Raw genomic sequence first — 26,252 nt, 5'->3', positions numbered from 1 at the left:
CGTATTCAGCATGGATGAATCCCAGGCACTAGATGCCCTCGCGTTTCTCCCGAATGCTACTGAGGCATTCAGAAACACATTTTTCGAAACGGCAATCCACAAAACGATGCCGGCAGGCAGCTTTATATGCCTCGAGAACAATCAATGCGGGTACCTTCCGCTAGTTTTGCGCGGCGAGGCACGCGTGTACAAAATGAGTGATGAAGGCAGGGAGTTGACCCTCTACCCCATTCTGACCGGTGACAGTTGTATCCTGACGGCTTCCTGTATCATGAATGATATTGTGTTTCCTGCCAATGCAATTGCTGTCACCGACATAGAAGCGCTGCTGGTACCCTCGCAATACGTCCGGCGTTGGCTGACGGCCCATCCCGATTGGAGCAGCTACATTTTCAGCCTGCTCTCGCGCCGGCTTGTGGATGTCATTTCGCTTGTGGAAGAAGTCGCTTTTCAACGTATGGATGTCCGGCTGGCCCGCTACCTCTCAGACGCATCTGCCAACAATACGGTCATCAAAAAAACCCATGAAGCAATTGCAACCGACCTCGGGACCTCCAGAGAAGTTGTCAGTCGGCTATTGAAAGAACTTGAATACAAATCGGTTGTATCGCTCTCCAGGGGTGCCATTACAGTGCTCCAAAAAGACGCGTTAACCCATCGCAGCGCCTGAACCTGAATTGTTATGAAAATCCGCATTGCCCCGCAATCCATCCGCCTGCGTATCAAGCCGGCAGAGCTGACAGCCTTACACGCTGCTGGCACGCTTACGCAGTCACTTGAACTTGGCCCCACACCAGATCAGATAGTATCTTTTGAATTGCGCGTAACCCCTGATCCTGCACCGCTGCAAATCTCTTACAAAACCAGTAAAATCCTCATCAAGGCATCACATGCCCTGGTTGATGAATTGCTCAATACGGAGCGGGTTGGAGCCACCATCACCCAAGAAGTTTATGCCGGCACATCCGTCACGGTACTCCTGGAGAAGGACTTTAAATGCCTGACGCATCGCGATGAAGATGTGGATGCGTTTCCCAACCCTGCCGCATAATGGCTAATTCATTGCTCGCAGTATAATCATGGGCTGTGTGATCCAGGTCACAGAAGGTATCTGAGGCGAAGTCTATTTTCAGGTAAACCATCAAACTGAAATCCACCCAGATACGGCAACCAATGTCCAGACGCGACACAGCAAAAAAACTGGCGCTTGTATGCATGCTCTGTGTTGGAATTGCTGTGGTAATTGGACTTTTGATTGAGTTTGGCGGGACACTTTTTAATTAACTTTGAAGGAGAAATATTATGAACCTGAACATGGGCACCATCGACCGGGTTGTTCGCTTCATTCTGGCCGCAGTTGTTGGCGTACTCTATTTCACAGGTCAGATTTCAGGTACGGTAGCAATTGTGCTGGGCGTCCTGGCTGCTATCTTTTTGATCACCAGCTTCGTGGGTACCTGTCCGTTGTACCTACCATTGAAGCTGTCAACGAAGGCCAAGGAGCCGGCATAAATACACACCTGAGGACACACCCCGCCGATTTTCAACCGGCACCCCTCTCGAGAGGGGAATTCACCTACAGCGTCAATTTAGGCACCTTTCCAGGTAGACGGACTTCTCTATTCCTCGCTTGGGTAGGGAATTCAGCGACTGCGTCAATTTAGGCGCCTATCCAGAAAAACGGACTTTTCTATTCCCCTCTTGAGTGGGGTTGGCCCGACAAAGTCGGGTTCGGGGTGTGTCCGTCAAACGCTGCCAAAGCGCTCCTTGAGATACGCAGGCACATCCCGCAGACGCAAACTTGTCGTCGAAGGCCCAGTGCGAATAAAAAACGCATCCTGCTCATCATCCATAAAATAGGCCGGCATGGACGCCGGCGAGCAGTCGATACGTAATATGTCCTGCCCCTCAATCTCCTCGATAGCAAACTGGATGAACTGCAGGTGCAATGCACCGATGCGCTCCTTGATCATATTGGTCACGTGCAGCATCAGTTTATCATGGTTGGGAAAGTTGTCGCGCGCCAACCCAAGCACTTCTCCCTCGTCATTTACACCAATCATCAGGATGCCGCCTTCTGAGTTGAGAAAGGCACAGATGGTTTTAAGGGCAGCCTTCTCGATGGACCGGTCTTTCTTGTTGGTATACAGGTTCATGCGAAACGTCGACTTAAATTCAACATTCTCACTTTCCCCCTGGCGGATCAGCTCCGCTGTTGAGATCTGGGTACGCGAACGGAGGTAATTTGTAATCCGTTTGCTCAGCGCCCGCGTTATTTTGAGGGCTGTTGTAGCAGGTACAAAAGCCTCGTTAAACAGGCGGGTCCCACAAATCTCGATGGCAGTAACGGCCTCATCGGCAACAACAGTTCCAGATCTAAAATCGCCGTTTATTACACCAATTTCGCCCACAAGCTGTCCGGGTCCCAGCGTCTTCAACTCCCCATAGGCAAGCTCCAATGAAAAGGTCCCTGACTCAATCAGATAGAAGAAGCGGGGCTTTCTTTTGCTGTCGAAAACACGCGTGCCGGCGTCAAAGGTCACCCGTTCTACAATAGGTATCAGGGCAGTCAATTCATCTGCGTCCAACTCCGAAAACACTTCATGACGCGCTAGCACCTGCAAGATGTCTGTCATAACTCCAGCAATCCTTGTTCAATACGTCATCCAATCGCCACACTCCGGCCTGCACGAGATCACATACTGCTAATTGCTGTAACAAGGTCCGCTGATAAGCCATCCAGTGTTTTTTCGAGGCCAGTCACCAGGTCAGGGAATCCAAGCAACACAGGTCCTTCTGTTGTATGCACGGTTACTCCTTGCTTGAGCACGGCATTTGTCGATGGCTCCAGCACTTTCCAGTACGCCTCCAGATGGGCTTGCATCCCTATTGCTCCTCCCTGCGCGAGCCGTGTACCCTCGAACTTGGTCACAGAGATTTCTACCACGTAATCATGCCGGGCGCCGGCAGACCACGGGACAACGTCCACTTGCTTCACCTCAGCGTTTGCAGTCATTAGCCCAGCCACGACGCGGTTAATGGCCGGACTCAAGTCTTCTCCCCAACGATGGGCGTCCAGAAATCCAACCTCGTTAGCGCCCCGACGGACGACCAGATGCGGCGTATCGAGATACGAGGCCAGTTGCAAGCGACGCAGTCCAATGACTGCGCCCTGGGTGCTGGAGACAGGCGCTTGCAGTTGCTGGCCTCCGAGTACATAAAACCGGGTCTCGTTCTCTCTTGGTTTCAGATTTACACAGCCCTGAACCAATAAACAGACCAGGAGCAGGGGAATTATTCGAGATATGCTATACATAGTTATTGGCCGCTGTTGTTGTTTTCATCTTTGCCACGGATGAGCATACTTGGATTTTGTTCGAGCGTATTGGCGAGTACCTGCAGGGCATCCGCTGCTTTGGCAAGGCTTGCCAGCGTCTCTTGCAGATGAAAGCCCAGGCCGCTGTCGGTGGTCATCATCGAATTCGCCTGCGTCATCGACTCGCGCATGACCCGCAGGGTCTGATCCAGTTCGGTGCCTGTCTGATCCAGGCGCGATGTAAGGGTGCGCGTTGATGTATCAAGTTGCTGTACCAGCAGGCGTACATCGGCCATCGTGCGCGCAAATTCATCGGAGGCAGCCGGCAGTTTGTCGAATGTAGCCCGCAGAGAGTCGGAGCCCACAAGCCGGCGAATCGAAGACGCCGTCTGCATGAGCGACCTGCTTACGCCTTCGGTATCCAGTTCATCAATTTTGAGGTTGGCCTTTACAAGCAGCGCCGTCAGGTTTTCACTGATGGCATTTACGTTGAACGAGCGCAAGTTAGATACCAGCCCTGACGCCTCAGAGCTCAGTGAAGCCATCGGCGAAAATGTAGAAGGGATTTCATTCTCGGCCAGGTTATCCAATGCTTCATCAGAAAGGGGCGGCGTATCTACATACCGCAACTCGATATACATTTGCCCTGTTACGATACTCTCAAGTTGTAACTGTGCCCGAAGGCCTTTCTTAATATGTTCGCGAAGCGCCAGGTATTCCGTCCATTTCAAGCCATCTGACAAAATCAGGTCCAGCCGCTCCATATCGATTTCATAGGTAACAGGCACCTGAAACGTCTCTTCATCCAAATCAATTAACAACTGGAGGTCGGTGACTTCGCCGATGGGTACACCCTGGCACTTTACTTTTGCACCAATGGCAAGCCCGTTAACCGATTCGCGAAATGAGCTCTGAAATTCTGCTTGTACCCGAAACAGGCTATTGGATGTAAATGCAACAACGCCCAGAATGGATAACACCAGTCCACCGAGCAGAAACAGGCCGATCATCGTTGGATTTGCGCGTTTACTCATTGTTTGACTGCGTTTGGTGGTTGACTGTGCTTAGGTTAAAATTGATAGATACGCTAAGTATATTATGCATAGGCTTCAATCCACATCTCCGCTTCTCGTGAGGAAGCGATGGACTTCTTCGTTAGGCGGATTTGATTTCAAGTCGAACGGGTTGCCAAGGCCGGTCATGGTTTTGACTGTTCGGTCCAGGAAAACCCCGCGATCTGCTACTTTGAAAATACTCGACAGGTCGTGGCTTACAATGATGATGGTTGTGCCGAGGCCGTCTCGCAACCGCAAAATCAGGTCATCCAGCCGGCCAGCGGATATCGGGTCGAGGCCCGACGAAGGCTCGTCGAAAAACAGGATCTCAGGATCAAGCGCCATCGCCCGCGCAAGGGCTGCGCGCTTGTTCATCCCCCCACTAATCTCCGCCGGATAAAACGACTCAAATCCTTTTAAGCCTACAAGCGACAATTTGAGCGAAACCAACGCAGCTATTTCTTCGCGCTCTAAATCAGTATATACCTCAAGCGGTAGCGCGATATTCTCAGCAAGCGTAAGCCCGCTCCACAGCGCTCCGTTTTGGTATAAAATCCCGATCCGCTTGCGCACATGGTTCTTCCCTTCCTCTTCCATATCCCAGAAACTCTGACCGTCGTACAGCACCTGCCCTTCCGCCGGCGACTTCAGGCCAATCATGTGTTTGAGCAAGGTACTTTTACCGCTCCCACTCCCGCCCATGATGACAAAAATTTCTCCTTTCTGGATCGAGAAATCCAGATCACGCATCACAACGTAGTTTGCATAAGCCATCGTCAGATTGCTGATGCGAATCGCTACCTCGTTGCTATGAGGGTGATAGTCTGTCATCTTAAATCTCCACCACAGCAGCCAGCCAATCGATGATGGCATTGGCAAGGATAATATGGGTGATGGCTGTCACAACTGCTGAAGTAGTCGAGACACCTACGGCGCCGGCGTCGTTGCCTGTCTGTAATCCGCGCATGCAGCCGGCCAATCCGATGATGGCACCGAAGATGGTTGCTTTAAACAAACCGACCATGACATCGAGCATAGACACGGGCTCGAGAAATCCCGTAATGAATTGTGTCATACCAACATCAAGCATGCTCAAAGCCACCAGCACGCCCCCCAGGACACCAATAAAGTTTGCGTAAATCGTCAACAGCGGCAACGTCACAAAAATGCCCAGAAAGCGCGGCAATACGAGGAAATCCATGGGAGAAATACCCAGGGTCTCCAGCGCATTTATTTCTTCGGAGATTTTCATGCTGCCCAACTCAGCAGCAAAAGCGGCACCCGTTCGGCCAGCCATGATAATTGCTGTCATCAGTGCGCCCAACTCCCGCAAAATCCCATAGCTCACGAGATACGACACGTAGTAGTCTGCCCCAAACCGCTTGAGCAGCACCGCGCCGAGAAAGGAAAGGATCAATCCCATCAGAAAACTGATCAGCGTCACAATGGGTAACGCGCTCGAACTGTTAGACTGCACAATCCGCCAGAAGTCACGCCACCGTAGTTTCACTCGGCCAAACAGAAAGCCTGTGAAGGTCTGTGCAAACTCGCCTGTAAATCGGGCAAAAGCAGTCAGTTCTTGAAAGAGTTTGAGACCGGCCCTGCCCAAACGGGGCAAGAACCCTTTGTCCTCCTGTTGGTCCAGGAGTTCAGCCTCTGGTACTGCCTGGGATAAATCGATCAGGCCCGCGATATTTTCAGGGAGGGTCTCCCCCTTGAATGCCAGTCCGTTCGACTCACAGAATTGGAGCGTATCCAGGACGTAGGTGAGTAAGCTGCTATCCCAGTTGCCCAACCGCGACGCATCAAACCCGATGGCGCGCACTTGTCGCTCGTCTTCCCAGGCAGAAAACGGCGGCATGAAACGCTTCAGGGGCTGGTCGATGGACCAGTCACCGGCGAGTAACAGCACGAGTGTGTCTCCTTCGTATCGGGCGTCAATCTGCATGGGCACGGCGAAAATGGCCGCTGATGGGTAAGCTTGGGCAAACACTTCAATCCTGATGGAGTATTGTGTTTGCTGTTAAATGTTGCAGGTTAAAGGCTGAAGGTTTTGGGTCCTATACCACTATTTTTCTTTACTGGGACTTACAAACAACCTTCAACATCTATTTTTTTGTACCTAGTGGGTGGTCGCATAGGTTGAAGTCAGTTGACCTTACTACGATAAGATAGACCAGGACCTTATGCACAGCGTTTATGCTTATTCATTCCATCTACACGGAGCAGCTAAAAACGCTGTGGCGGTCTGTACAGCGCAGTCTATGCTTTAAGCCGGCAATTTTGCCTCAAGAACCATGGTCTCAAACACATTCATTTCTTCATTCCCAACGCGTATGCCGTGCCGTTCCAGTTGGTCGAAATACGGGTCACTGCTTTTTCCAACATCGCAAGCCACCACATTTTGAAAGCCGGCTTTAATGAGTGCTTTTGTCAGGAAGCTTTCATCGTAAATGAACTGGTGTCCCCAGCTTCGAAATGCGTTGTTGATGACCATAACATCGCTGCTTTCCTCAACATTGGGTAAAAAACGCTCGGCTATCCAGGCAATATACTGTTCCTGGATAGGAGATTTATCCGGCCGATACAAGTCAAGCAGTACCGCAAGATTTGGCGTTGCTATACGTATTTTCCCGCCCGGCTGCAGTACCCGGGCGCATTCAGTTAACATGCGTGCCCCTTTTATCCAGCTCAAATGCTCGATCATATGCTCGGTGTAAACATACAGGAACGCATTATCGGGTAGTGGGAAGGGCTTCGCTGCATCCATGAATACATAGGCCTGCCCGGCGTCGCCATATCCGTTATGTGGCATCAGGTCTGTATTCAGCCAGCCCGCCAAATAGTTATCCGCGCTGCCCAGGTGCAAACGCGGCACAGGCTCCTGCTCAAGGTAGAGATCTGTTATGATGTTGCGGTCCATCCGTCTGAGCAATGCACTACAGCCTAGTTATTTCCACCTGGTGGTGGGCCGCCCGGACCGCCTGGACCTCCCGGTCCGCTGTGATGCTCTTCGTAATGCGTCTGCAGCCAGTCTTCTCCGTAATCGTTCTGCGGATCGCGCACCATGGTGTGTACATGGTTAGCTGCGCCCTGATCGCCACCCACGCCCCGCTCTCGAATGTACTCGATGAGAATGGATGGTCCATGAACGCGGTAGTAGTACCGTTTTGAAATGTCATCGGTAGGCCCAATCCAGGCAAAAAACAGTTTATCCATGCCATCCGCCGCTATTTTAGCGAGTTGTCGCTCGGCGGCGTCGTGATCAGCATTCTTCACGTATTCGTGAATCAGATGGTTGAGCAATTTTTGCTGCGGTGCATTGAGTTCACTGCCGGCAATGCCCTGGTATGTTTCCAGGCTCTGCTTTAAGCCCGGACCTTCCAGTACATCCCTTGGAATTTCCGTATCCAATACAGCTTGTTCTTGCTGCGCTGCAGAAAGGGCATGTAATAATTCAAAACCCCGTTCGACTTCGTGGGATAGCGCGCGCCAGCCGGCAAAGGTCCCCGCTTCTACTTCGTAAGGTTCTGCACCTAGAAACAGCGGTGTAAAGGCCACATCGTTGTCAACCACCGTAAAGCTTGCTGCCAGATGGTGACCGGTAATCATCCACCCCCAATTGTCATCTGTAGCCGGGTCGCCGTAAAAAGAAGCCCAGTAGTTTTCAGACCGCCAGCTCTCAATCAGCCGCGCAAAAAAGTCGCTGCCGCCATCCCGTTCAAATCGCGCTTTCGCTTCTTCATGCAGGATGTCCTCCATCCAGAATAGCGACGACATTTTCAGGTAGCCCTGACTGCTCGAAGATGCCCGCAGTAGATTATGGAAATGCCGGCGCTGTTCATCTGACAGATCCCCCAATCGAATACCAACGCGTTCGTACATGGAAGCCGGCAGGTTACTCCATTTTGTGCGTGCATCACCATCTGTCAAAGCAAACATACCGGGTTCACGAAGTTCAGGAGACAGCGATGCAAGAAAGGTTGTTGCTGCACCCTGCATTTGGTATGCACTGCCCGTTGGGTCGTCCTTTACAGCCTCGGCACGTTGAGCAGGTAGCAGGGACGCATCAGCTTTATCCGAAGCCGGCGCATTGCAACCCAATAAGGCAACGGAGACAAACAGGAGTAAAAATCGATTCAACATTATTTTGGCGGGTGGCTTGGAGAAACAGGTGTGTACAAATGGGCCGGCAGCAAATGGTCAGTCAACCGAAACACGAAGTCATGTTGATCCTGCCTGCTTACCCATAATTTGCATGACTCTATAATATGTTATTAAGCTCAAAATAGCATGCTGAATAACCGAATGTCTTTTTATCTCCCCAACAAAGTGCAAGTCCGCCCCGGTATACAATCAGGGATGCCATGTAAGCGAGTCCGGCCATGTAAATCCACATGATTGCCGACCATTTCCAGGGATTGAGTTCGCGGCGTACCCTGGCCAGGTCGACGGTAACAAAGGGATACAAAATACCACCAAGCGTCAGCCAAAAGGAATTATTACTGCTGATTCTGAACTTTTTAACGTATTTTCTTGCACCACCTCAATCATCCTACCCAACCATGTTACACACCCACCCTCTGTCAAAACTGAGCGCCTCTATTGGCCTCATCTTTTTGCTATGTGCTGCCTGCCAGCCGGCTCCAGACACAGCAGAAGCTGAGCCCCCTGCCTCGACAGTCGATATGGATGTTCTGGATAAAGCCCTTGCAGCCCATGGCGGCCTGGATCTCTGGCAGAGCTTTGGCAGCCTTGAATACAACATTGTCAAAGGGGAACGCGAAGAGCACCACCTGATTGACCTCAACAACAGAAAAATCCTCCACACTGGCGACGGTTATATATTTGGAAATAATGGGCAGGATGTATGGGTTGCGCCGGCCCTCGATGCGTACCCCGGCAACCCCCGTTTTGCCAGCGGACTCGACTTCTATTTCTTTGCCATTCCTTTTGTCCTCGCAGACCCAGGCTCAAACCGGGAATATCTGGGACAAACCACAGTAAACGGCGAATCTTACGAGACGATAAAAATCACGTTTGACGCCGGCACGGGTGCTTCATCGAATGATTACTACATCGCCCACTTTGACCCCACCTCGTACCAGCTTAAGTTCCTGCTGTATACAGTGACCTTTATGTCGCAAACCGCCAACGAGCAGTATTATGCACGCGCCTATGATACATGGGCAGCAGTTGACGGGCTGTTGCTGCCTACCCAGATGACCTCTTATGCCTGGGACAGCGAAACGCGCACAACCGGTGAAACCTACAGAGAAGCGAAATTCAGTGACATTACACTTTCTACGGCGCAGCCATCACTGGATGCATTTGCACGACCAGCAGAAGCCGAAATTGCGCAGCCAACGACACCATAGTACCTCGCTGGCTTTTGTTTATTCTTTGTCGAGGAATAGCTATACTGCCCGGTAACCATCCCACCAGGCAACAAAGCAATCAATGAACTGCTTCCGGATTCTTCACCGCTGTTTACTGCTGTCGTTTACCCTCTTGTTTGCATGTTCGGAGGCGCCACCGGTTGGGCCAGATGCAGTTGTCAAAGTCGCAGAAGGGCAACTTACCGGTATTGCCGGCAATAACGCCGAGATAACAGTCTATAAAGGTGTTCCGTTTGCTGCACCACCCGTGGACGAACTACGCTGGGCGCCCCCGCAAGCGCCGGCGATTTGGGAAGGCGTAAAAGCTGCTGACACCTTTGGTAGCAGTTGCATGCAGAACGCTCCGGTAGATCGGTTGCCGTGGACCATGGAATACCTGATTGCCAACGAGGTCGACGAAGACTGCCTGACCTTGAATATCTGGACGCCGGCAAAAAACAACGCTGAAAACCTGCTGGTATTTGTGTACTTCCACGGCGGCGGTTTTGTAGAGGGATCTGGCGAAGTGCCGCTCTACAACGGCGAAAACATGGCCGCACAGGGTATCATCGTAGTGACGGTCAATTATCGGCTTGGTGTATTTGGATTTCTTGCCCATCCCGAATTAACAGCAGCATCCCCCAACAATGCTTCTGGCAATTATGCATTACTCGACAAAATTGCTTCCCTGGAATGGATTCAGAAAAACATCGCAGCCTTTGGCGGCAACCCCGACCGAGTGACCATAGCCGGCCAGTCTGCCGGTGCTATTTCAGTACGCGCGCTTGTCGCCTCACCCCTTGCAAAAGATCTGTTTCATGGAGCCATTGAACAAAGTGCTGGGGCCGGCCTTATGCCAACACTTGCTGAAGCTGAGCAGACCGGCCAGCAACTGCTTGAAAGCTTTGATGCCAGCTCAATCTCAGCGCTACGTGCCCTTTCAGCAGATTCGTTGCATACCCTGCATGCACAGCGTGCGCAAGTTCGCCTCGTTCCCAATATCGATGGGTGGATATGGCCCACTTCTGCCTATGATGCTGGCGCACACAATGACGTCCCGATGTTGATGGGCTTTACAGCAGATGAGTTTGCCGGCATTTTCTTCAACCCGGATGAATTGAACGCCGACGCGTTCTACGAAATGGCAAGGGAGAACTATGGCGAGACAAGGTTAGACGCGTTCAAAGCCCTCTATCCCGCTGATTCTGAAGAAGCGTTGAAGTACGCATTCAGTAAACAGCAACAGGATACATGGGCGATGGGACTGTATGAACTCGCCCAGCACCGGGCCAGAACCGGGACAGCTACTACGTTCAACTATAGCTTCGACCGCGCAACACCCTGGCCAGAGCATCCGCGCTACAAAGCATTCCACTCTTCAGAAATTCCCTACGTGTTTGACAACCAGCACCTGATCGACAGACCCTGGGAAGCCGCAGACCGCACCCTTGCCAGCCAGATGTCTGCTTATTGGGTCAACTTTGTAAAAACCGGCAACCCTAATGGCGAAGGCCTACCCCAATGGCCTGCCGCAGCCGATCAATTCCTCCGCCTCGACTCAACCATCCAGGCCGACGAAATCCTGAGCAAAGAGAAGATTGCTTTTTACAGTGAGGAGTGAATTGAGTGTCGCGTTTCGAATGGCGATTGATGTGGTTTTCTTCATGCTACTGTTGCTCCGGGCTTAATTGGAGGATATACAGGCATGGCATGCTTATAAATGAGTAGGCTTAAAGCCGGTTGCAAAACGGGTGGACTACCTAGTCAAGCTGAGCACGACGGGATCGGGGCGACTGGTATAGGATACGGCGGTGCTAGTTCACTGAACTGCCAAACGGGTGGATACCCAGTCAAGCTGGGCATGACGGGATCGGGTATAACAGTGGCTAGAGTATGGTGAGCGACGCGAGTAGCCGTGTGCCCCCTCAGTTGGTACAAAATCGAATTCCTCACTCCAAACTCCTCACTCCAAACTCTTCACTCCAAACTCTTCACTCCAAACTCCTCACTCTTCACTCAATAAAGAAACGTATAGTTTAACTTAAACAGCAGTACATTTTCCGGAAAGATGTTAAAGGTATCGCCAAACTGGTCATTGAGGGACCGGGTGTATGGTGCACCGTTCCAGGGGGAAAGTGGATTGAGTACGTCTTCAGCGCTTCTGCCGTGGGTCCAGACAAGAAACAGGGAGGAGCCGGGTCTGTATTCCCAGCGCAACACCACATTGGACTGCAAACTGCTGAATGAAAACTCATCGCGCTTCGGGTAAGCATCAAAAGCAGCGAGGTTATCGCGATCCTGCTGGATTTGGAAATTTTCATATCGACCGCGCGCAGCAAACAATTGGCTGTATAGCTGTACCGAAAGTTTAGGCGTCAGGGTAACAGTGCCTCTCAGCGTGAAATCTACCGAGCGGGTATCGCGGGTGCCAAAGACCGAGGCATAATAAACGTCCGTGTCAAACGGTGTCAAAGTAGACACAATCGCATCGAGGGTGCCGTTGTCTGCCACAGGCACATAGTCTGTATCACCCAGTTCATCCGGGGCAGATGACTCGAGGCCAATCAGCCAGCCGTCGCCCAGGCGCCGGAATGACTCGTTGGCTGACCAGGCTACCACGTTTTGCTCCCACTCGCCGGCAATTTCACCAGACAAGGACAGACGCGCGCCGGCATTCAATCGCCCTTCCAACACCAGGCCGTATTCGCGGCCGCCATTGTCGAGGAATGCCATTTCAACGGCCGGCTCAAGCTGCCAGTTGCGCCGCGCATCGGTCTCGAAGTCAATTTCAAAATCAAAATTGGCCGGATTTGCCCAGGATAACAAGCCGCGGGTTTCAAACTGATTATACCCACCAAAGACGTCATCAATGCCAAAATCTAACCCGATTGTCTGAAATTCGGTGAGCGTCCAACGAGACCCAAAGCTCAGGCGCTGCCCGAGCCCCAGTCCTTCATCGTACGTATACCGCTGGATACCAAAAATGCGGAAGCCGGCGCGTTGAAAGGGGCCAAAAGGCTGCCCACTATTTATTTCATGCTCCCATCTGGAAAATAGCGAGACGTAATTGTTTTCGCGTTGTTGTCCCAGATCATTGGGTTCAAAACTGTCAGTGTACACACTCACCCCCATACTCCCATTCCATGCGCCCTGCCGTTTACGCGCTGTAAGATCCGCGGCGTATCCGTTTTCATCACCAATCGAGGCATCTGCCCAGTTTCGTCGGGTCATCGCCAGAAATCCCTCAATACCGTATTGGTTGTCTTTGAGGCGGAGATCCCAATCCGTACCAGCAACAAACGTGCTCAGGCGCCCCTCATCCAGGTTTGTGCCGTTAAAAAACGTGGCAATGGCGCCGGCGCTGGAATACCGGCCGATCTGCTGCCGCACACGGGCAACGCCAAATTCTCGCGTAGGATCAAAATTATTGCCAGTCACCGCACCCAGGACGCCAAACGACAAACCGGATCCTGTACGACCTGATAGTTTGGTGGCACCAATAATGGGCGCATCTGCCCCAATACGACGCGTGTAGAGCAAGCCACCGCGGCCAATGTCAAACTCATAAATATTGATCCCTTCTACAAAGAAAGGCCGGCGCTCTTCGAAGAAGTTCTCAAAGGCTGTCAGATTGAGCACTGCCGGATCCGCGTCGACCTGCCCAAAATCTGGATTGATTGTAGCGTCGAGCGTGATATTGGGGCCAAGGCCTATTTTGAGGTCGCCCCCAACGTCAAACGTACTGCTGCTTGCCGTTTTTCCGCTGACGTTTTCATCTTCTTCGGTAAACAAGCCCGTTACGGTATAGGGCGAAACCTGGATATTCCGGCGTGGCTTGATATTTTGTATCCCTTCAAGGGCGCCAAATTGGGCAATGAGATTGTCACGTTGTGTACGCGGCACGTAGGGCCACTCGGTCTGCTCACCCAGTCGTGGATTGCGGCGCGTGAAATGAATGCCCCACGTCTGGATGGGCGCATCAGCAAAGCGCAGCATGCTGTATGGGATGCGTGCCTCCACGCTCCAGCCGTCACCTGTTGCCTGCACATCTGAATACCAAATGGCATCCCAGGAAGGGTCCATGCCACGGGGGGCGTTACCGCCACCTCCTCCTCCACCGCCAGACGACTGTATGGCGTCGAATTGCACGCCGGCTGCGTTTACACCAAAAACATAAGCCGTGCGTTTTTCAAAATACGCGTCGATGGATACCAGAAACCAGTCTGCACGGTTAAAATCATCGCGCCGGCCAAGGGTTTTCTCGATCAGTTGTGGCTCGTCGTCGTAGAGCATTGCACCAACGTACAGGCTATTCTGGCCGTAGAGAATTTTAACTGCTGTCCGCTGCGATGCTTCAGCACCATCCACCGGTTCATACTGCCTGAAGTTTGTGATGGGCGTTGCCGTCTCCCATGCGCTTTCATCCAGAAAACCATCCAATGCAATGGATTCGGACACCGCTTCCGCTCGCATCTGTTGTTGTGTTTCCGGCACCGCTGCTTCACGCGATTGCCCAAAAGCATCGGGTGTGCCGGCCATAAAGCAAATCAATAAAAACACGCTGCAAATTTGTGGTCCTGTCCGTCCAGAAAAGTTGGCCTGCATTTTTTAGATCTTTGGTTTCAGCGCTGATCGCGGGAGAAAGTCTCATCCATGTCCATCTCATCGCAAAAATCGGTGTAAGGTGCTGCCAGTAAAGAACGGCATCTGTCAAACTGCGTGTTGTTAAAAGTTGTAAACAAGTATAAAGAGGGATTAAAGCTCCGCCACCAAATGCACCAGACGTCGTTTTAGGTAGTTGTAATGATTACGTTAAATGAGAAACAAATCATTTCTGCCCTTCATTCTGAAAGAGTATGCGGTGTGAACGGCCTAGTTGACGCCTGCATTAACAGCTATTTATATCAAGCTCATTTACTGAAGAATTTTATGAAACGGTTGAGTTTCCCGGGATCGTTGTTGGTTTTTGCCTGCCTCCTCACTGCCTGTGAGGCGCCGGAGACGAATACACCATCCCCCGACGTCAGTCCGGTTAACCTGGCTTCTACCAGTTCCAGCGTGGATGAGTTTGGCGATTACTGGTACCAGGGTGAAGCTGAACTGACAAGCTACACACTCGAGCAATCGCGATACGGCGAAGTACGCGAAGGAACAGCCATGCTCATTTTTGTCACGGAAGACTTCTCGAAGTCGAAGCAAGTAAAACTCGACTACCCCAGTCGCGCCGGCGATGACAAAGTGAGTGTGCTCAAGCTCAACGCCACAAGAAATTTCACGACGGGCATCTATCCGTATTCGATGATGTCTTCGGTATTTACCCCTATCCCGGGCAGCGAATTTCCCCGGACGCTCAAGGTGGCAACCTCTTCGCAGGAATGGTGTGGGCACACCTTTACCCAGATCAACCGCGACAGCAACAAATATCACATCGAAGGCCGCTCCTACTTCGAAAGTGAAGGGGATCAGGATGTATCGCTGGATGCCGTGATGCTGGAAGATGAAGTGTGGAACGCTATCCGGCTCGACCCTGAGCTGTTGCCCACAGGCAAATTCAAAATGATTCCGGGTACCATGATTCAGCGACTGGATCACATGGACTTTGAAATTATGGATGCTGAAGCCTCGATGGAAGAAGTCGGCGACAATGTGATGCAGTACGTCATCAAGTACCCGGTCATCCAAAGCACCTTGCACATTACGTTCAACAAAGATTTCCCGCACGAAATTGAAGGCTGGGAAGAAACACGCAATGTTCGCTCTGGCCCCCGAACAACAAAAGCGACCCGCAACAAACGGATGATGCTGGCCTACTGGAATCATAACAACAACGCGGATCTGCCCCTCCGCGCTGAACTCGGACTCGAATAAAACCTGCCCCACATTGCCCCACTGAATCATGCGAGAAATTTCTAAAGACGACATCAAACAGGAAGTCTACGATCTTTTTGATCGGTACGTACACGGTAACATGGACCGCCGTACGTTTCTGGAGCAGTTGTCTCAATATGCCGTCGGCGGCCTGACAGCCACAGCGATCCTCAATTTCCTGTCGCCCAAGTACGCTGCGGCACAGCAAGTACGGGCAGGTGACAGCCGGCTCGATGATAACTATGTTGAGTACAAATCCCCCAAAGGCGGGGGTACCATACGCGGATTACTTTCTATGCCGGCCGGCAACGAGGCCAAACTGCCCGGTGTTGTGGTCGTGCATGAAAACCGCGGGTTGAATCCACATATTGAAGATGTTTGCCGGCGCGCCGGACTCGCCAATTTCATTGCACTTGCCCCCGATGCGCTTTGGCCGCTGGGTGGCTATCCGGGTACGGATGACGAAGGCCGCGTGCTACAACGCGAACGCGATCGGGGTGAAATGCTGGAAGACTTTATTGCCGCGTTCCATTACCTGAAAAGCCATCCACAGTGTAGCGGTCAGATTGGTGTGGTAGGGTTCTGTTTTGGTGGCTGGATTTCAAATATGATGGCTGCGCGCGTACCCGAACTCAAAGCAGCGGTCCCTTTTTATGGCGGCCAGGCATCGGCTGAAGAAGTGCCCAATATCAACGCCCCACTCCTGCTTCATTTTGCAGAAAACGATGCCCGCGTCAACGCAGGATGGCCGGCGTACGAAGAAGCACTGAAAGCGCACAACAAGGTGTACACAGCGCACATGTACCCGGGTGTGAACCATGGCTTCCACAACGATACGACGCCACGCTATGATGAAGCGGCAGCCAAACTGGCGTGGGAAAGAACCGTCGATTTTTTCAATGAGCACCTGAGCTAACGGTATGCGATTGTTTATCCCACTCCTGATCAGTCTTTTCACCCTCGTGGCTTCGCCTGTATTGGCCCAGGATGAGGCAGTTGAGGACAGCAGTCCGTACAGCAGCGCACGCCTCATTTCAGAAGTGACATCGATCCAGCCCGGGGTGCCGTTTACGCTGGGCCTTCACCTGGAAATGGATCCGGGCTGGCACAGCTACTGGCTGAACCCTGGTGATTCGGGGGAGCCGACTGAAATTGTATGGGATTTGCCGGCAACGTTTAGCACTGATGCCATCCAGTGGCCTATTCCCCACAAAATTGACCTGCCCCCGCTGCGCACGTATGGCTATGAAAACGAGGTGACACTCCTGACAGCCATCACCCCGCCAGCAGACCTGGCGACGGGAAGTAAGATCGAAATTACAGCGACAGTCTACTGGCTGATTTGCGAAGAAATCTGCTTACCGGCAGAGGAAGCCGTCTCTATCCAGTTGCCCGTTGAAGCGGCAACGCCTACATCAAGTGCTGACGCCCCGCTTTTTAACACAGCACGCAACCAACTGCCCGTTTCCGATGAAAGCTGGGACGTAGCAGCAACCAGCACAACTGGAAGCTATGTGCTCCGCGTTGTGCCGCCTTCAGCCTTTGAGGGAAATTGGGAAGATGTTCACTTTTTCTCAAGCGCACAAAGCGTTGTAGAACATGCTGCTCCGCAACCTGTCACGCGCGATGGCAATGCTTACCTGATTGGTCTGCAGCAGTCTGAATATGCCGGCGGATTAACTGAACAGCTGACGGGTGTGTTGATCAACAAATCAGCCGACAACACGCTGGCCCTCGCCGTTGATATCCCGGTGCAGGACCAGCAAGGATTTGCAGCCGCTGCTGCTGAGCCGGCAACACAAGCGTTGCTGCCTTTACTATTGCTCGCCCTGGCCGGCGGTCTGCTGCTAAACCTGATGCCCTGTGTCTTTCCTGTACTGTCGCTCAAAGTGCTCGGCTTTGCCCAGCAAACAGACAGTAGTCCCACAGACATCCGCAAACATGGGTGGTTCTTTGCCTTTGGGGTGGTAGCTTCTTTTTGGGTGCTCGCCGGACTCCTGCTTGCGCTCCGCGCTGCCGGCAGTCAGGTCGGTTGGGGATTCCAGTTGCAATCGCCGTTGTTTATTGCCGGCATGACAGCCCTCTTTTTTGTTATCGGACTCAACCTGCTGGGCGTATTTGAAATTGGCCTCTTCACAACCAGACTTGGCAACCTGTCTCGCGGCAGCGGTCACCAGCGTGCCTTTTTTGACGGCATACTTGCCACCCTCGTTGCTACCCCCTGCACGGCACCGTTTATGGGTGCGGCATTGGGTGCTGCCATCGTTTTACCTACTGCGGAAGGGCTGCTCATCTTTACCGCACTGGGCATCGGTATGGCCTTGCCTTACGTGTTGCTATCTAACATGCCCAACCTGGTGAAGCGCCTCCCAAAACCCGGCGCCTGGATGGAAACGCTCAAGCAAGTGCTCGCTTTTCCAATGCTGGCAACGGCCATCTGGCTCATCTGGGTTTTTGGCAAACAGACGGGCACGGATGGCATTACGCTGTTGCTGCTGGGCCTGCTCTTGCTCGGGGCAGCCTGTTGGGTGCTTGGCAAATGGCCGGCCATTCAAATATCAACGCGTACCCGGCTGTGGTCGCGCGCTGGCGCATCAGCCCTCACCCTGCTCGCTATGGCCGCTGTATTTACCGGTGCCGCCAGCCAGGCAGATTTGACATCAGTTGAAACAGCCAGCGTAAAATCGGGCTGGCAACCCTTCTCTGTAACTGCGGTTGCCGCATTGCGCGAACAGGGTCAACCGGTGTTCATCGACTTTACGGCAGCGTGGTGCCTGACCTGTCAGGTAAACAAACGCACCACGCTAAACGCCACTGCGGTGCAGGATGCATTTCGCAAAAAAGGCGTGACGATTTTTCAGGCCGACTGGACCAACGAAGACCCTGAAATTACACAGGCCCTCGAAGCACTTGGCCGAAATGGCGTCCCGGTGTATGCGCTTTACACAGGTAAAAACGCGGCCCCAGTGCTGCTTCCCGAAATTTTGAACGAATCCATTATTCTCGACGCGCTCTCAGCACTCCCGGATCGTGCCGGCGCGTCACTTTAATCAGTATATCCTGCGTTTAATCCGAATAAAAAACATAGAACACTATCCATGAAAACACATACCCAATTCTTACCTATTGCACTGCTTGCTTTTGCTGCGGTACTTTTTGTGGGCTTCTATGCGCCTGCATCGAACACAGCAGATGACGCAACAATTGGCGCAGCTGCGCCGGCCTTTATCCTCCCCGGTACCGATGGTGAATCGTACACGCTTGCAGACTTCGAAGGCAAGTTTGTTGTACTCGAATGGCTGAACTTTGGCTGCCCATACGTGAAACGTCACTACAACTCGGGCAACATGCCAGAGCTCCAGCAAGCGTATAAAGACAAAGATGTTGTGTGGCTTTCAATTGTCTCTTCTTCCCCAGGCAAACAGGGTTATTACGAAGCTGACGGTATGAACATGCAGAACGAAAAGTTTGGCGGCCAGCAAACGGCCATTCTGCTCGACCCATCAGGTGACGTCGGCCGGCTCTACGGCGCCAAAACCACACCGCACATGTACATCATCAATCCGGAAGGCACCCTGATCTACAAAGGCGGCATCGACGACAAGCCACGCGCCCGCGAGAATGAAACCAAAACGGCCAACAACTACGTCCGCGCCGCATTAGAAGAAGCAATGAACGGGCAGGAAGTGTCTGTTGCCACTGCGCGGCCGTATGGGTGCTCGGTTAATTATTATTTGAGTGTGGAGTTTGGAGTGCGGAGTGTTGTGGGGTGATACGAGATCCCGAGAACACGAAAGAACGCATAAATCAGTATATTAAACCGCCGGCTCCCCTTCAGCCGGCGGTTTTTTATTTACTCACCAATCACTTACCACCATGATTTGGGACAACCTCTACAAGTATCGTGACCATGGCCTGCTCATCTTCAGACTTGGCTTTGGCCTCGGCTTCCTATTCTTCCACGGCTGGGGCAAACTCATGGGTGGCCCGGAAAGCTGGGCAGGCCTGGGCAGTACGCTAGAGATGTTTGGGATCGGCTTTGGCCATACTTTCTTCGGATTTTTGGCTGCCTTTGCAGAATCGGTTGGCGGGGTAATGATCGCAGCCGGCCTGTTCTATCGTCCAATAGTCGCACTGCTAGCCGGCACCATGCTGGTTGCAACACTGCGGCACGCTATTTCTGGAGAAGGAACACCAGCGCACGCGTTCAAGAATATGTTCGTCTTGCTAGGCCTACTCCCTCTTGGCCCCGGTAAATACAGCCTAGATGCCATTATGGCAAAATCGAAAGCTGAAAAAGAAACAGCTGCGGCGTGAGCCATTTTAGCAAAACACTATTATTCAGTGTGTATTACTCCATTTTATCGTATCCAATTCCATGAAAAAGCTAACGCGTAGACAAGTTGTACTGGGTATTGGTGCTGCCGGCGCTGGTGCTGCCCTTGCACCGCTCGCGCTGCGAGAAAAACAAGTAGCAGCCATCTCCCCTTCTGCGTTACCATCCTGCACGGTAACACCGCAACAAACAGAAGGGCCGTTCTACTTCGACACCAAGATGATCCGGCAGGACATCACCGAGGGCCGGCCCGGTACTGTGCTGGATCTGAAACTCAAAGTTGTAGATGAAGCCTGCGAGCCTGTTCGGGATGCGGTAGTGGATATTTGGAGCTGCGATGCTGGCGGTATTTATTCAGGTTATGAAACCGTCTATACCAAAGACGGCGAGTTCAAGGAGCAGCGTGGCCGCCCTATGGATCGATCAAAACCGGAAAACAAAGACCGTCCGCGTTTCCATCAGGAGCCGAACAACGACAAAACGTACCTGCGGGGTGCCCAGGTGACTGATGCCAAAGGCGAGGTCGCCTTCAAAACTATTTATCCTGGTTGGTACCCAGGGCGTGCTACCCACATCCACATCAAAGTATATCTAGAAAACAACGAAGTATTTACGAGTCAGCTTTACTTCCCGGAAGAAGTAAACGAAGCCGTCTATGGAGCCGAGGCATATAGCACCAAAAGTGGCAACCGTACCATGAATGCTGACGACGGCATCTTCAAACGACAAGGCAAACGTGGCCCCATCGCGGAAATGACCAAAGTGGAAGGGGGCTACGTTGGTACGCTGACCTTTGGCATTGAGCGCGCTTAGTCATCCCCTTGACCTCCACGTCCTGCAGAACTTGATTCGGTATCCACTCGGCTAGCAAAAGGCATACAAATAGCCAAACTGTACGCCATCCCTCAGGATTCCAGATTAAGTCTGGCACGACAGACGCGGGTGTTATACAACATGCAGCCTCACTATTCCAACTGGCGTAAATCGCGTCGAGACACACCTTCATCTGCGAAACAGCAAATCGCGCTGCTGGAAGTGTAAGCTTCCCGAAAAACAGGATCGATTGAACCTGTAATTTTTCAAATTTAGAATGGGTCAGTTTTTCGGTGATAGATCAGTCAGCGCGCCTTATTTGGTGGTGCCGTTTTGGAGATTTGTTTTTTGGTAAGCAAAAAAAAACGTATACAGTCTCTGGAATCAAAAAAGTTGCTTATTATGCACTCCCCCTTGAATCGCCATAGTGTACTACCCCACTTCGAGACCCCCACAATGACAAAGAAACTCCCACTTCTCCTTCTCCTCTTCACAGCCTTTCACGGCTCCATTGCTGCCTCCCCAACGACAGACGGCACATACGGTATCGTCATAGAAGGCTACGACTGGGGGCCGGCGGTGAGCAAAGTCATGCTGTCGCTGAACGAACCCGTCAAGACGGTCAACTGGCGCAACTACGAGGTCCTGGTACAACGGTCGTCAGATTGCGATAACATCCCCGCCAGTCAGCAGCTGGGTAGCCGGCGTGTGATCAACGGGTATGTATCGAATGGAGCCGGCAACCGGTTAGCTGAAGGCAATCATGTCACGCTCGTGTTAGCCGTGGCACCCAATCTACCCATCGGCTCACCCATGCAGTACTCGCAGGCGAAAGGCTGCCCCGGCAACGCCTGGGTAGACTACAAAATGACCATCAGGGATGAATCGAGCGGCTTGATCTGGAACAGGGAAGTGAACAGAATCATGCCCATCATTGATCGTTTTGATCTCTCTGGAAAGTTCTCAGATGGCAACGGCACAACCCTCACCTACGCAGCATACAGTCCGGAAACCAACAACGAAAAACCGCCCCTCCTGATCTGGCTGCATGGCGGCGGTGAAGGCGGAACAGATCCGTCCATTCCCTTGGTGGCCAACCGTGCTGCCAATTATGCATCCGACGAAATACAGGCGATTATGGGCGGCGCTTTTGTACTGGTTCCACAAACACCTACGCGCTGGATGGACAGCGGCGAGGGCACAACCTGGGGCGAGATTGACGATATTTACTTTAAGGCGCTCCAAAACCTGATTGAAATGTACATCGCTCAAAACCCATCCATAGATCGAGATCGGATTTATGTAGGCGGCTGCTCCAATGGCGGCTATATGACCATCAAACTGTTAATCGAGTATCCCGACTTCTACGCAGCCGCGTTCCCAAGCGCGCTAGCCTTTTCGAATGAGTACCTGACAGATGCACAGATTGAGCGGATTAAAGAAATCCCTATGTGGTTTATCCACTCAAAAGATGATACGGTTACCGATCCAGAGCAAACGGTGGTGCCGGTATACAATCGGTTGAAAGCTGCCGGCGCATCCGACGTGTACTTCTCTTACTACGACCACGTGGTAGACATCACCGGCTTCTTTGGCGGTTCCGGCTTCCACTACAACGGCCACTTGAGCTGGATCTACGGCCACGCGAACGTTGCCCGGCATGACTACGACGGTAGCTTGGTCGAGATCGATGGGAGGGCTGTGACGATTATGGAATGGTTGGCTGCGCAGTCGCGGTGATAGATTTCTAGCCAAAATGCAAAAACAAAAAAAGCCGCCGGCTACATACGCTACCAGCGGCTTTCCATGTTAGACCAGAGCCAACGACCGGACTTGAACCGGTGACCTGCTCATTACGAGTGAGCTGCTCTACCAGCTGAGCTACGTTGGCCATTCGAATGTCGAATTTCGATTGCCGATTGATTTCTGCAAACGAGGGCATTTCACGCCGTTATCGCGGCTGAGATCCCATGGGAGATGATTTCCTGAATGCTACTCAATATTTCTTCACATGCATCCGAGACTCCGGGAATTACCGGCTTTACTTTTCCGTGATCCGTTGTTGAACCAAATGGATACCTGTGCATTGACTTGGCACCGCTGCTAAATTACAGCCGCACCAAGGTACCATGATCGAACTAGACCAGGTCTCCAAGACGTACGCATCTACCGTTGCGCTGCACCCGCTGTCCCTCACCACGACACCGGGTGAAACCACGGTCCTCATCGGGCCCAGCGGCTGTGGCAAATCTACACTTCTCCGGCTGATGAACGGACTTATCGCTCCAACCACCGGCAACGTTTACTTCGACAGTAAACCCATCACCCGCGACAACCTGCAAGCCATGCGGTACCACATGGGTTATGTGATTCAGGATGGTGGCCTCTTCCCCCATCTCTCGGCACGCGACAACGTGACCCTGCTGGCAACCCAACTCGGGTGGCCCAAAGAGCGACAGGAAAGCCGGCTGCGCGAACTGGCCGACCTTGTGCAATTCCCTTTTGACCGGCTCGACAGCTTCCCCGGCCAACTCTCAGGTGGCCAGCAGCAACGCGTCAGCTTGATGCGCGCCCTGATGCTCGACCCCGACGTCCTACTCCTCGATGAACCCCTCGGCGCACTTGACCCGATGATCCGCGCCAACCTGCAATCCGATTTGCGGTCTATCTTCCGCCGGCTCAGCAAAACCGTGGTGTTGGTCACCCACGACCTGCACGAAGCCGGCTACTTTGCAGATACCATCCTGCTCCTGCGCGAAGGACGCGTTGAACAGCAGGGATCGTTTACCGACCTCATTGACTCACCCGCTACCCCTTTTGTCGAAGCTTTCACCAACGCACAACGGACGGTTTTTGATGGGTAATCGCTGCTTAATCGGACTCTTCTTCTGTTTTGCGTGGGCCCTTCCGGCCTTTGGGCAATCCACCATTACGGTTGGCTCCAAGTCGTTTACCGAATCCGTTATCCTCGGAGAGATTGCAACACAGTTGCTCGCCAACAACGCGTTACCGGCAACACACCGTGCGCAACTTGGCGGGACTGCAATTTTGTGGAACGGACTCCAGGCCGGCGAAATTGACATCTACCCGGACTACACCGGCACCCTCATCCAGGATGTACTCGCCCAGGAAAACATAGCCAACTACGATGCGCTCAAGGCTTCCCTAGCCAACCGCGGCATAAGCATTACCCGTCCGCTTGGATTCAACAATACCTACGCCATTGGGATGCGCACTGATCGGGCAACCCAGCTTGGTATCACGCAGATTTCAGACCTGATCAATCATCCTGAACTCGTCGGCGGATTTTCAAATGAGTTTATGGATCGGGAAGATGGATGGCCGGGGCTGCAAGGTGCATACGGACTGCCCCAGCAAAACGTCCGCGGCCTCGTACACGACCTTGCCTACCGGGCGCTGGAGTCTGGCGAAATCGATATGATGGACCTGTACTCCACAGATGCAGAGATTGCGTACTACGGACTCACTGTTTTGGAAGATGATCGGCAGTTCTTCCCAGATTACCAGGCGGTCCTGCTCTATCGTGATGATCTGGAGGACCGCTTCCCCGGCGCGGAAGCACGTTTAAAGAAACTTGAGCATCTGATCGATGAAGCAGGCATGACCGCGCTCAACGCCCGGTCAAAACTCGACAAAAATCCAGAAGCCGTTGTCGCAGCCGATTTCCTCAACGAGACCTTTTTCCAGGACAACCAGATTGCAGTATCTCAAGCTACACGCTGGGAGCGTATCTGGCAATATACCCGCGAACACCTCTATCTGGTGCTAATTTCCCTTTTCGCAGCCATTTTACTTGCCATCCCGCTGGGCATTATTGCCGCGCGATATGAACAGATTGGCCGAGTGATCCTGGGGATTGTGGGTGTAATTTATACCATCCCGTCGCTGGCGCTTCTGGTTTTTATGATTCCACTGCTAGGAATTGGGGGGCCGCCGGCCATGGTTGCACTTTTCCTGTACAGTCTGCTGCCCATTGTCCGAAACACACACGCCGGCCTGACCGATATCCCGCAACCGCTTATTGAGTCGGCTCACGCCCTCGGCCTCTCTCCTTCCACAAAGCTGCTTAAAGTTGAGTTGCCGCTGGCCTCGCGCTCCATTCTTGCCGGCATCAAAACTTCTGCCATCATCAACATTGGAACGGCCACACTGGGTGCGCTGATTGGCGCCGGCGGTTATGGACAACCCATTCTCACTGGCATTCGACTTGATGATACCGCGCTCATTCTTGAAGGCGCCATCCCGGCTGCAGTGCTAGCCATCGTTGCGCAGGCATTTTTTGACAGCCTCGAGAAGGTTGTGATTCCTAAAGGGCTGCGCGTCTGAGCTTGATCAATTTGTGGGTAGTGCGTACCGCGAAAAGAAGCGCCAAATCTCAACGGAGGCATCAATATCCTGATTGGTGCCCGGCCCTTCTGCACCAGGCCATGTATGGAAGCCGCCGGCTACCTGATAGTGTTCTACTGCGGCGTTGTCGACACTACAGGGATAGGTAATGTAGTCGACAGTACTGCCATCCGCCGTGCTCGTATTTGCCAGATCTGCAACAGTTTTCATGCTCCCGTCGCAACTGTTGTGGGTTACCCAGTAGTCGAGCACATCTTCAATGGACCGTGTCCACACTGCCCCGCTGTAGGGCACCACGCTGTCATTGGTACCGTGGATTTGCAAAATTGGCGTTGGATGCTGCGGGTTGCAGGCGCTGTAGGTTTCAGGTGTCATTGACCCCGTCACAGAGGCCACAGCCGTAATTCGGTTGCTAAGCTGACAGGCAAGCAAGAAACTCATGTATCCGCCGTTAGACATCCCCGTCGAGTAGATGCGGCTTTCGTCGATGTTGTAGCCCTCAATCAGCTTGTCGAGTAACGCTGCGGTGAACCCTACATCATCGACTGTACTGGCCAGCGTCCAGCCCCCCACGTTCCAGTGCGTGCTGCCATCGAGCAAAGTGCCTTGCGGGTGCACGACAATGAAGCCGGCTGTGTCTGCAATCGCACGAAAATCGCCGTAGCCCATTTGCTCGGTCGCGTTGGAGGTGTAGCCATGGAAGTTGAAGACAACAGGGACGGGGGTATCTCCGGTGTAGGATTCGGGGACGTAGAGGATGTAGGTCCGGTCAAGCCCGTCGTGGGTAAGGCCTGCTGTGATGGTGCCTACGGTTTCCATCTGCTGCATTTCCTGTTCTGGGGCAGTAGTACTGTTATCGCAGCCGACTGCGAGTAGAAGGGCGAGGATGAGAAAACTGGTTTGCTTCATTGGCTTTGGATAGAGGGTTTGCACAGAAGTTTAGGTACGGTGCCATGCATGCAGAGATCCTTCCCGGACTCAGGATGAACTGTGTTAAGAATCAAGTATTCAGTTTCATTTTTTCGACATAATCATTGTCGAAGGCAACACCGCTTTTGACTACTGCAAACACCTGTCTTACCAGCTTGTTGGCCACTGCTATCAAAGCCACTTTCTTT

Annotated in this window: 23 protein-coding genes and 1 tRNA gene; 14 read left to right on the top strand and 10 right to left on the bottom strand. The window is 52.6% G+C overall.

What is annotated here, in order from left to right:
* Positions 1-10: 10 nt before the first annotated feature.
* From AAF564_05425 to AAF564_05415, 3 genes are all read left to right on the top strand, one after another.
* Positions 11-670 (top strand): Crp/Fnr family transcriptional regulator, encoded by a 660-nt coding sequence (locus AAF564_05425; GenBank protein ID MEM8484965.1) that lies wholly within the window; start codon positions 11-13, stop codon positions 668-670.
* 12 nt (positions 671-682) lie between these two features.
* Complete coding sequence (locus AAF564_05420) at positions 683-1,051, top strand: hypothetical protein (protein MEM8484964.1); 369 nt, start codon at positions 683-685, stop codon at positions 1,049-1,051.
* Between the two features lie 251 nt (positions 1,052-1,302).
* The gene (locus AAF564_05415) at positions 1,303-1,512 is read left to right on the top strand and encodes a DUF2892 domain-containing protein (GenBank protein ID MEM8484963.1); all 210 of its coding nucleotides are present in this window, start codon (positions 1,303-1,305) and stop codon (positions 1,510-1,512) included.
* A gap of 233 nt (positions 1,513-1,745) precedes the next feature.
* On the opposite strand, the gene AAF564_05410 is transcribed toward AAF564_05415, so the two are convergent.
* The 7 genes from AAF564_05410 to AAF564_05380 form a co-directional block, all read right to left on the bottom strand.
* Positions 1,746-2,636: an RNA-binding domain-containing protein gene (locus AAF564_05410; protein MEM8484962.1), complete on the bottom strand. Its 891-nt coding sequence runs from the start codon at positions 2,634-2,636 to the stop codon at positions 1,746-1,748.
* A gap of 59 nt (positions 2,637-2,695) precedes the next feature.
* Positions 2,696-3,316 carry a PqiC family protein gene (locus AAF564_05405; GenBank protein MEM8484961.1) on the bottom strand — a complete coding sequence of 207 codons (621 nt, stop codon included), beginning with the start codon at positions 3,314-3,316 and terminating at the stop codon, positions 2,696-2,698.
* Between the two features lie 2 nt (positions 3,317-3,318).
* Positions 3,319-4,350: an MlaD family protein gene (locus tag AAF564_05400; GenBank protein ID MEM8484960.1), complete on the bottom strand. Its 1,032-nt coding sequence runs from the start codon at positions 4,348-4,350 to the stop codon at positions 3,319-3,321.
* Between the two features lie 75 nt (positions 4,351-4,425).
* On the bottom strand, positions 4,426-5,202 hold the full coding sequence (locus AAF564_05395) for an ATP-binding cassette domain-containing protein (GenBank protein ID MEM8484959.1): 777 nt from the start codon (positions 5,200-5,202) through the stop codon (positions 4,426-4,428).
* A gap of 1 nt (position 5,203) precedes the next feature.
* On the bottom strand, positions 5,204-6,319 hold the full coding sequence (locus tag AAF564_05390) for an ABC transporter permease (protein ID MEM8484958.1): 1,116 nt from the start codon (positions 6,317-6,319) through the stop codon (positions 5,204-5,206).
* A 321-nt stretch (positions 6,320-6,640) separates the two neighbouring features.
* Positions 6,641-7,294 (bottom strand): methyltransferase domain-containing protein, encoded by a 654-nt coding sequence (locus tag AAF564_05385; protein MEM8484957.1) that lies wholly within the window; start codon positions 7,292-7,294, stop codon positions 6,641-6,643.
* A gap of 23 nt (positions 7,295-7,317) precedes the next feature.
* Positions 7,318-8,517 carry a DUF3500 domain-containing protein gene (locus AAF564_05380; protein MEM8484956.1) on the bottom strand — a complete coding sequence of 400 codons (1,200 nt, stop codon included), beginning with the start codon at positions 8,515-8,517 and terminating at the stop codon, positions 7,318-7,320.
* 419 nt (positions 8,518-8,936) lie between these two features.
* On the opposite strand from AAF564_05380, the gene AAF564_05375 reads away from it, so the two are divergent.
* Both AAF564_05375 and AAF564_05370 read left to right on the top strand, forming a co-directional pair.
* The gene (locus AAF564_05375; GenBank protein ID MEM8484955.1) at positions 8,937-9,749 is read left to right on the top strand and encodes a DUF6503 family protein; all 813 of its coding nucleotides are present in this window, start codon (positions 8,937-8,939) and stop codon (positions 9,747-9,749) included.
* A 133-nt stretch (positions 9,750-9,882) separates the two neighbouring features.
* Positions 9,883-11,370 (top strand): carboxylesterase family protein, encoded by a 1,488-nt coding sequence (locus tag AAF564_05370; protein MEM8484954.1) that lies wholly within the window; start codon positions 9,883-9,885, stop codon positions 11,368-11,370.
* A 395-nt stretch (positions 11,371-11,765) separates the two neighbouring features.
* On the opposite strand, the gene AAF564_05365 is transcribed toward AAF564_05370, so the two are convergent.
* The gene (locus AAF564_05365; protein MEM8484953.1) at positions 11,766-14,288 is read right to left on the bottom strand and encodes a DUF5916 domain-containing protein; all 2,523 of its coding nucleotides are present in this window, start codon (positions 14,286-14,288) and stop codon (positions 11,766-11,768) included.
* A 390-nt stretch (positions 14,289-14,678) separates the two neighbouring features.
* Here AAF564_05365 and AAF564_05360 point away from each other — a divergent pair, with 390 nt between their 5' ends.
* From AAF564_05360 to AAF564_05330, 7 genes are all read left to right on the top strand, one after another.
* The gene (locus tag AAF564_05360; GenBank protein MEM8484952.1) at positions 14,679-15,617 is read left to right on the top strand and encodes a hypothetical protein; all 939 of its coding nucleotides are present in this window, start codon (positions 14,679-14,681) and stop codon (positions 15,615-15,617) included.
* Positions 15,618-15,645: 28 nt separating this feature from the next.
* The gene (locus AAF564_05355; protein MEM8484951.1) at positions 15,646-16,533 is read left to right on the top strand and encodes a dienelactone hydrolase family protein; all 888 of its coding nucleotides are present in this window, start codon (positions 15,646-15,648) and stop codon (positions 16,531-16,533) included.
* Between the two features lie 4 nt (positions 16,534-16,537).
* Positions 16,538-18,667, top strand: a complete 2,130-nt coding sequence (locus AAF564_05350; protein MEM8484950.1) for a thioredoxin family protein — start codon at positions 16,538-16,540, stop codon at positions 18,665-18,667.
* 48 nt (positions 18,668-18,715) lie between these two features.
* Positions 18,716-19,390, top strand: a complete 675-nt coding sequence (locus AAF564_05345) for a thioredoxin family protein (GenBank protein MEM8484949.1) — start codon at positions 18,716-18,718, stop codon at positions 19,388-19,390.
* Positions 19,391-19,493: 103 nt separating this feature from the next.
* Entirely contained in the window at positions 19,494-19,934 is a 441-nt protein-coding gene (locus tag AAF564_05340) for a DoxX family protein (protein ID MEM8484948.1), read from the top strand.
* A 61-nt stretch (positions 19,935-19,995) separates the two neighbouring features.
* Positions 19,996-20,766, top strand: a complete 771-nt coding sequence (locus tag AAF564_05335) for an intradiol ring-cleavage dioxygenase (protein MEM8484947.1) — start codon at positions 19,996-19,998, stop codon at positions 20,764-20,766.
* 456 nt (positions 20,767-21,222) lie between these two features.
* Positions 21,223-22,506, top strand: coding sequence for a prolyl oligopeptidase family serine peptidase (locus tag AAF564_05330; GenBank protein ID MEM8484946.1), 1,284 nt, complete (start codon positions 21,223-21,225; stop codon positions 22,504-22,506).
* Positions 22,507-22,584: 78 nt separating this feature from the next.
* Here AAF564_05330 and AAF564_05325 read toward each other — a convergent pair.
* Positions 22,585-22,657, bottom strand: a tRNA-Thr gene (locus AAF564_05325).
* Between the two features lie 238 nt (positions 22,658-22,895).
* On the opposite strand from AAF564_05325, the gene AAF564_05320 reads away from it, so the two are divergent.
* Complete coding sequence (locus AAF564_05320) at positions 22,896-23,630, top strand: ATP-binding cassette domain-containing protein (protein ID MEM8484945.1); 735 nt, start codon at positions 22,896-22,898, stop codon at positions 23,628-23,630.
* A complete protein-coding gene (locus AAF564_05315; GenBank protein ID MEM8484944.1) occupies positions 23,623-25,113 on the top strand; it encodes a glycine betaine ABC transporter substrate-binding protein in 1,491 nt (496 codons plus the stop codon). The genes AAF564_05320 and AAF564_05315 overlap by 8 nt, the downstream gene beginning before the upstream one ends.
* A gap of 6 nt (positions 25,114-25,119) precedes the next feature.
* Here the strand turns inward: AAF564_05315 and AAF564_05310 are convergent, their stop codons facing one another.
* Positions 25,120-26,043, bottom strand: coding sequence for a PHB depolymerase family esterase (locus AAF564_05310; protein MEM8484943.1), 924 nt, complete (start codon positions 26,041-26,043; stop codon positions 25,120-25,122).
* Positions 26,044-26,252: the final 209 nt, after the last annotated feature.

This window comes from Bacteroidota bacterium (assembly GCA_039111535.1).
GTDB lineage: Bacteria > Bacteroidota > Rhodothermia > Rhodothermales > JAHQVL01 > JBCCIM01.
Note: the sequence above shows the minus strand (reverse complement) of the source record. Positions and strands in the feature narration are given on the sequence as shown.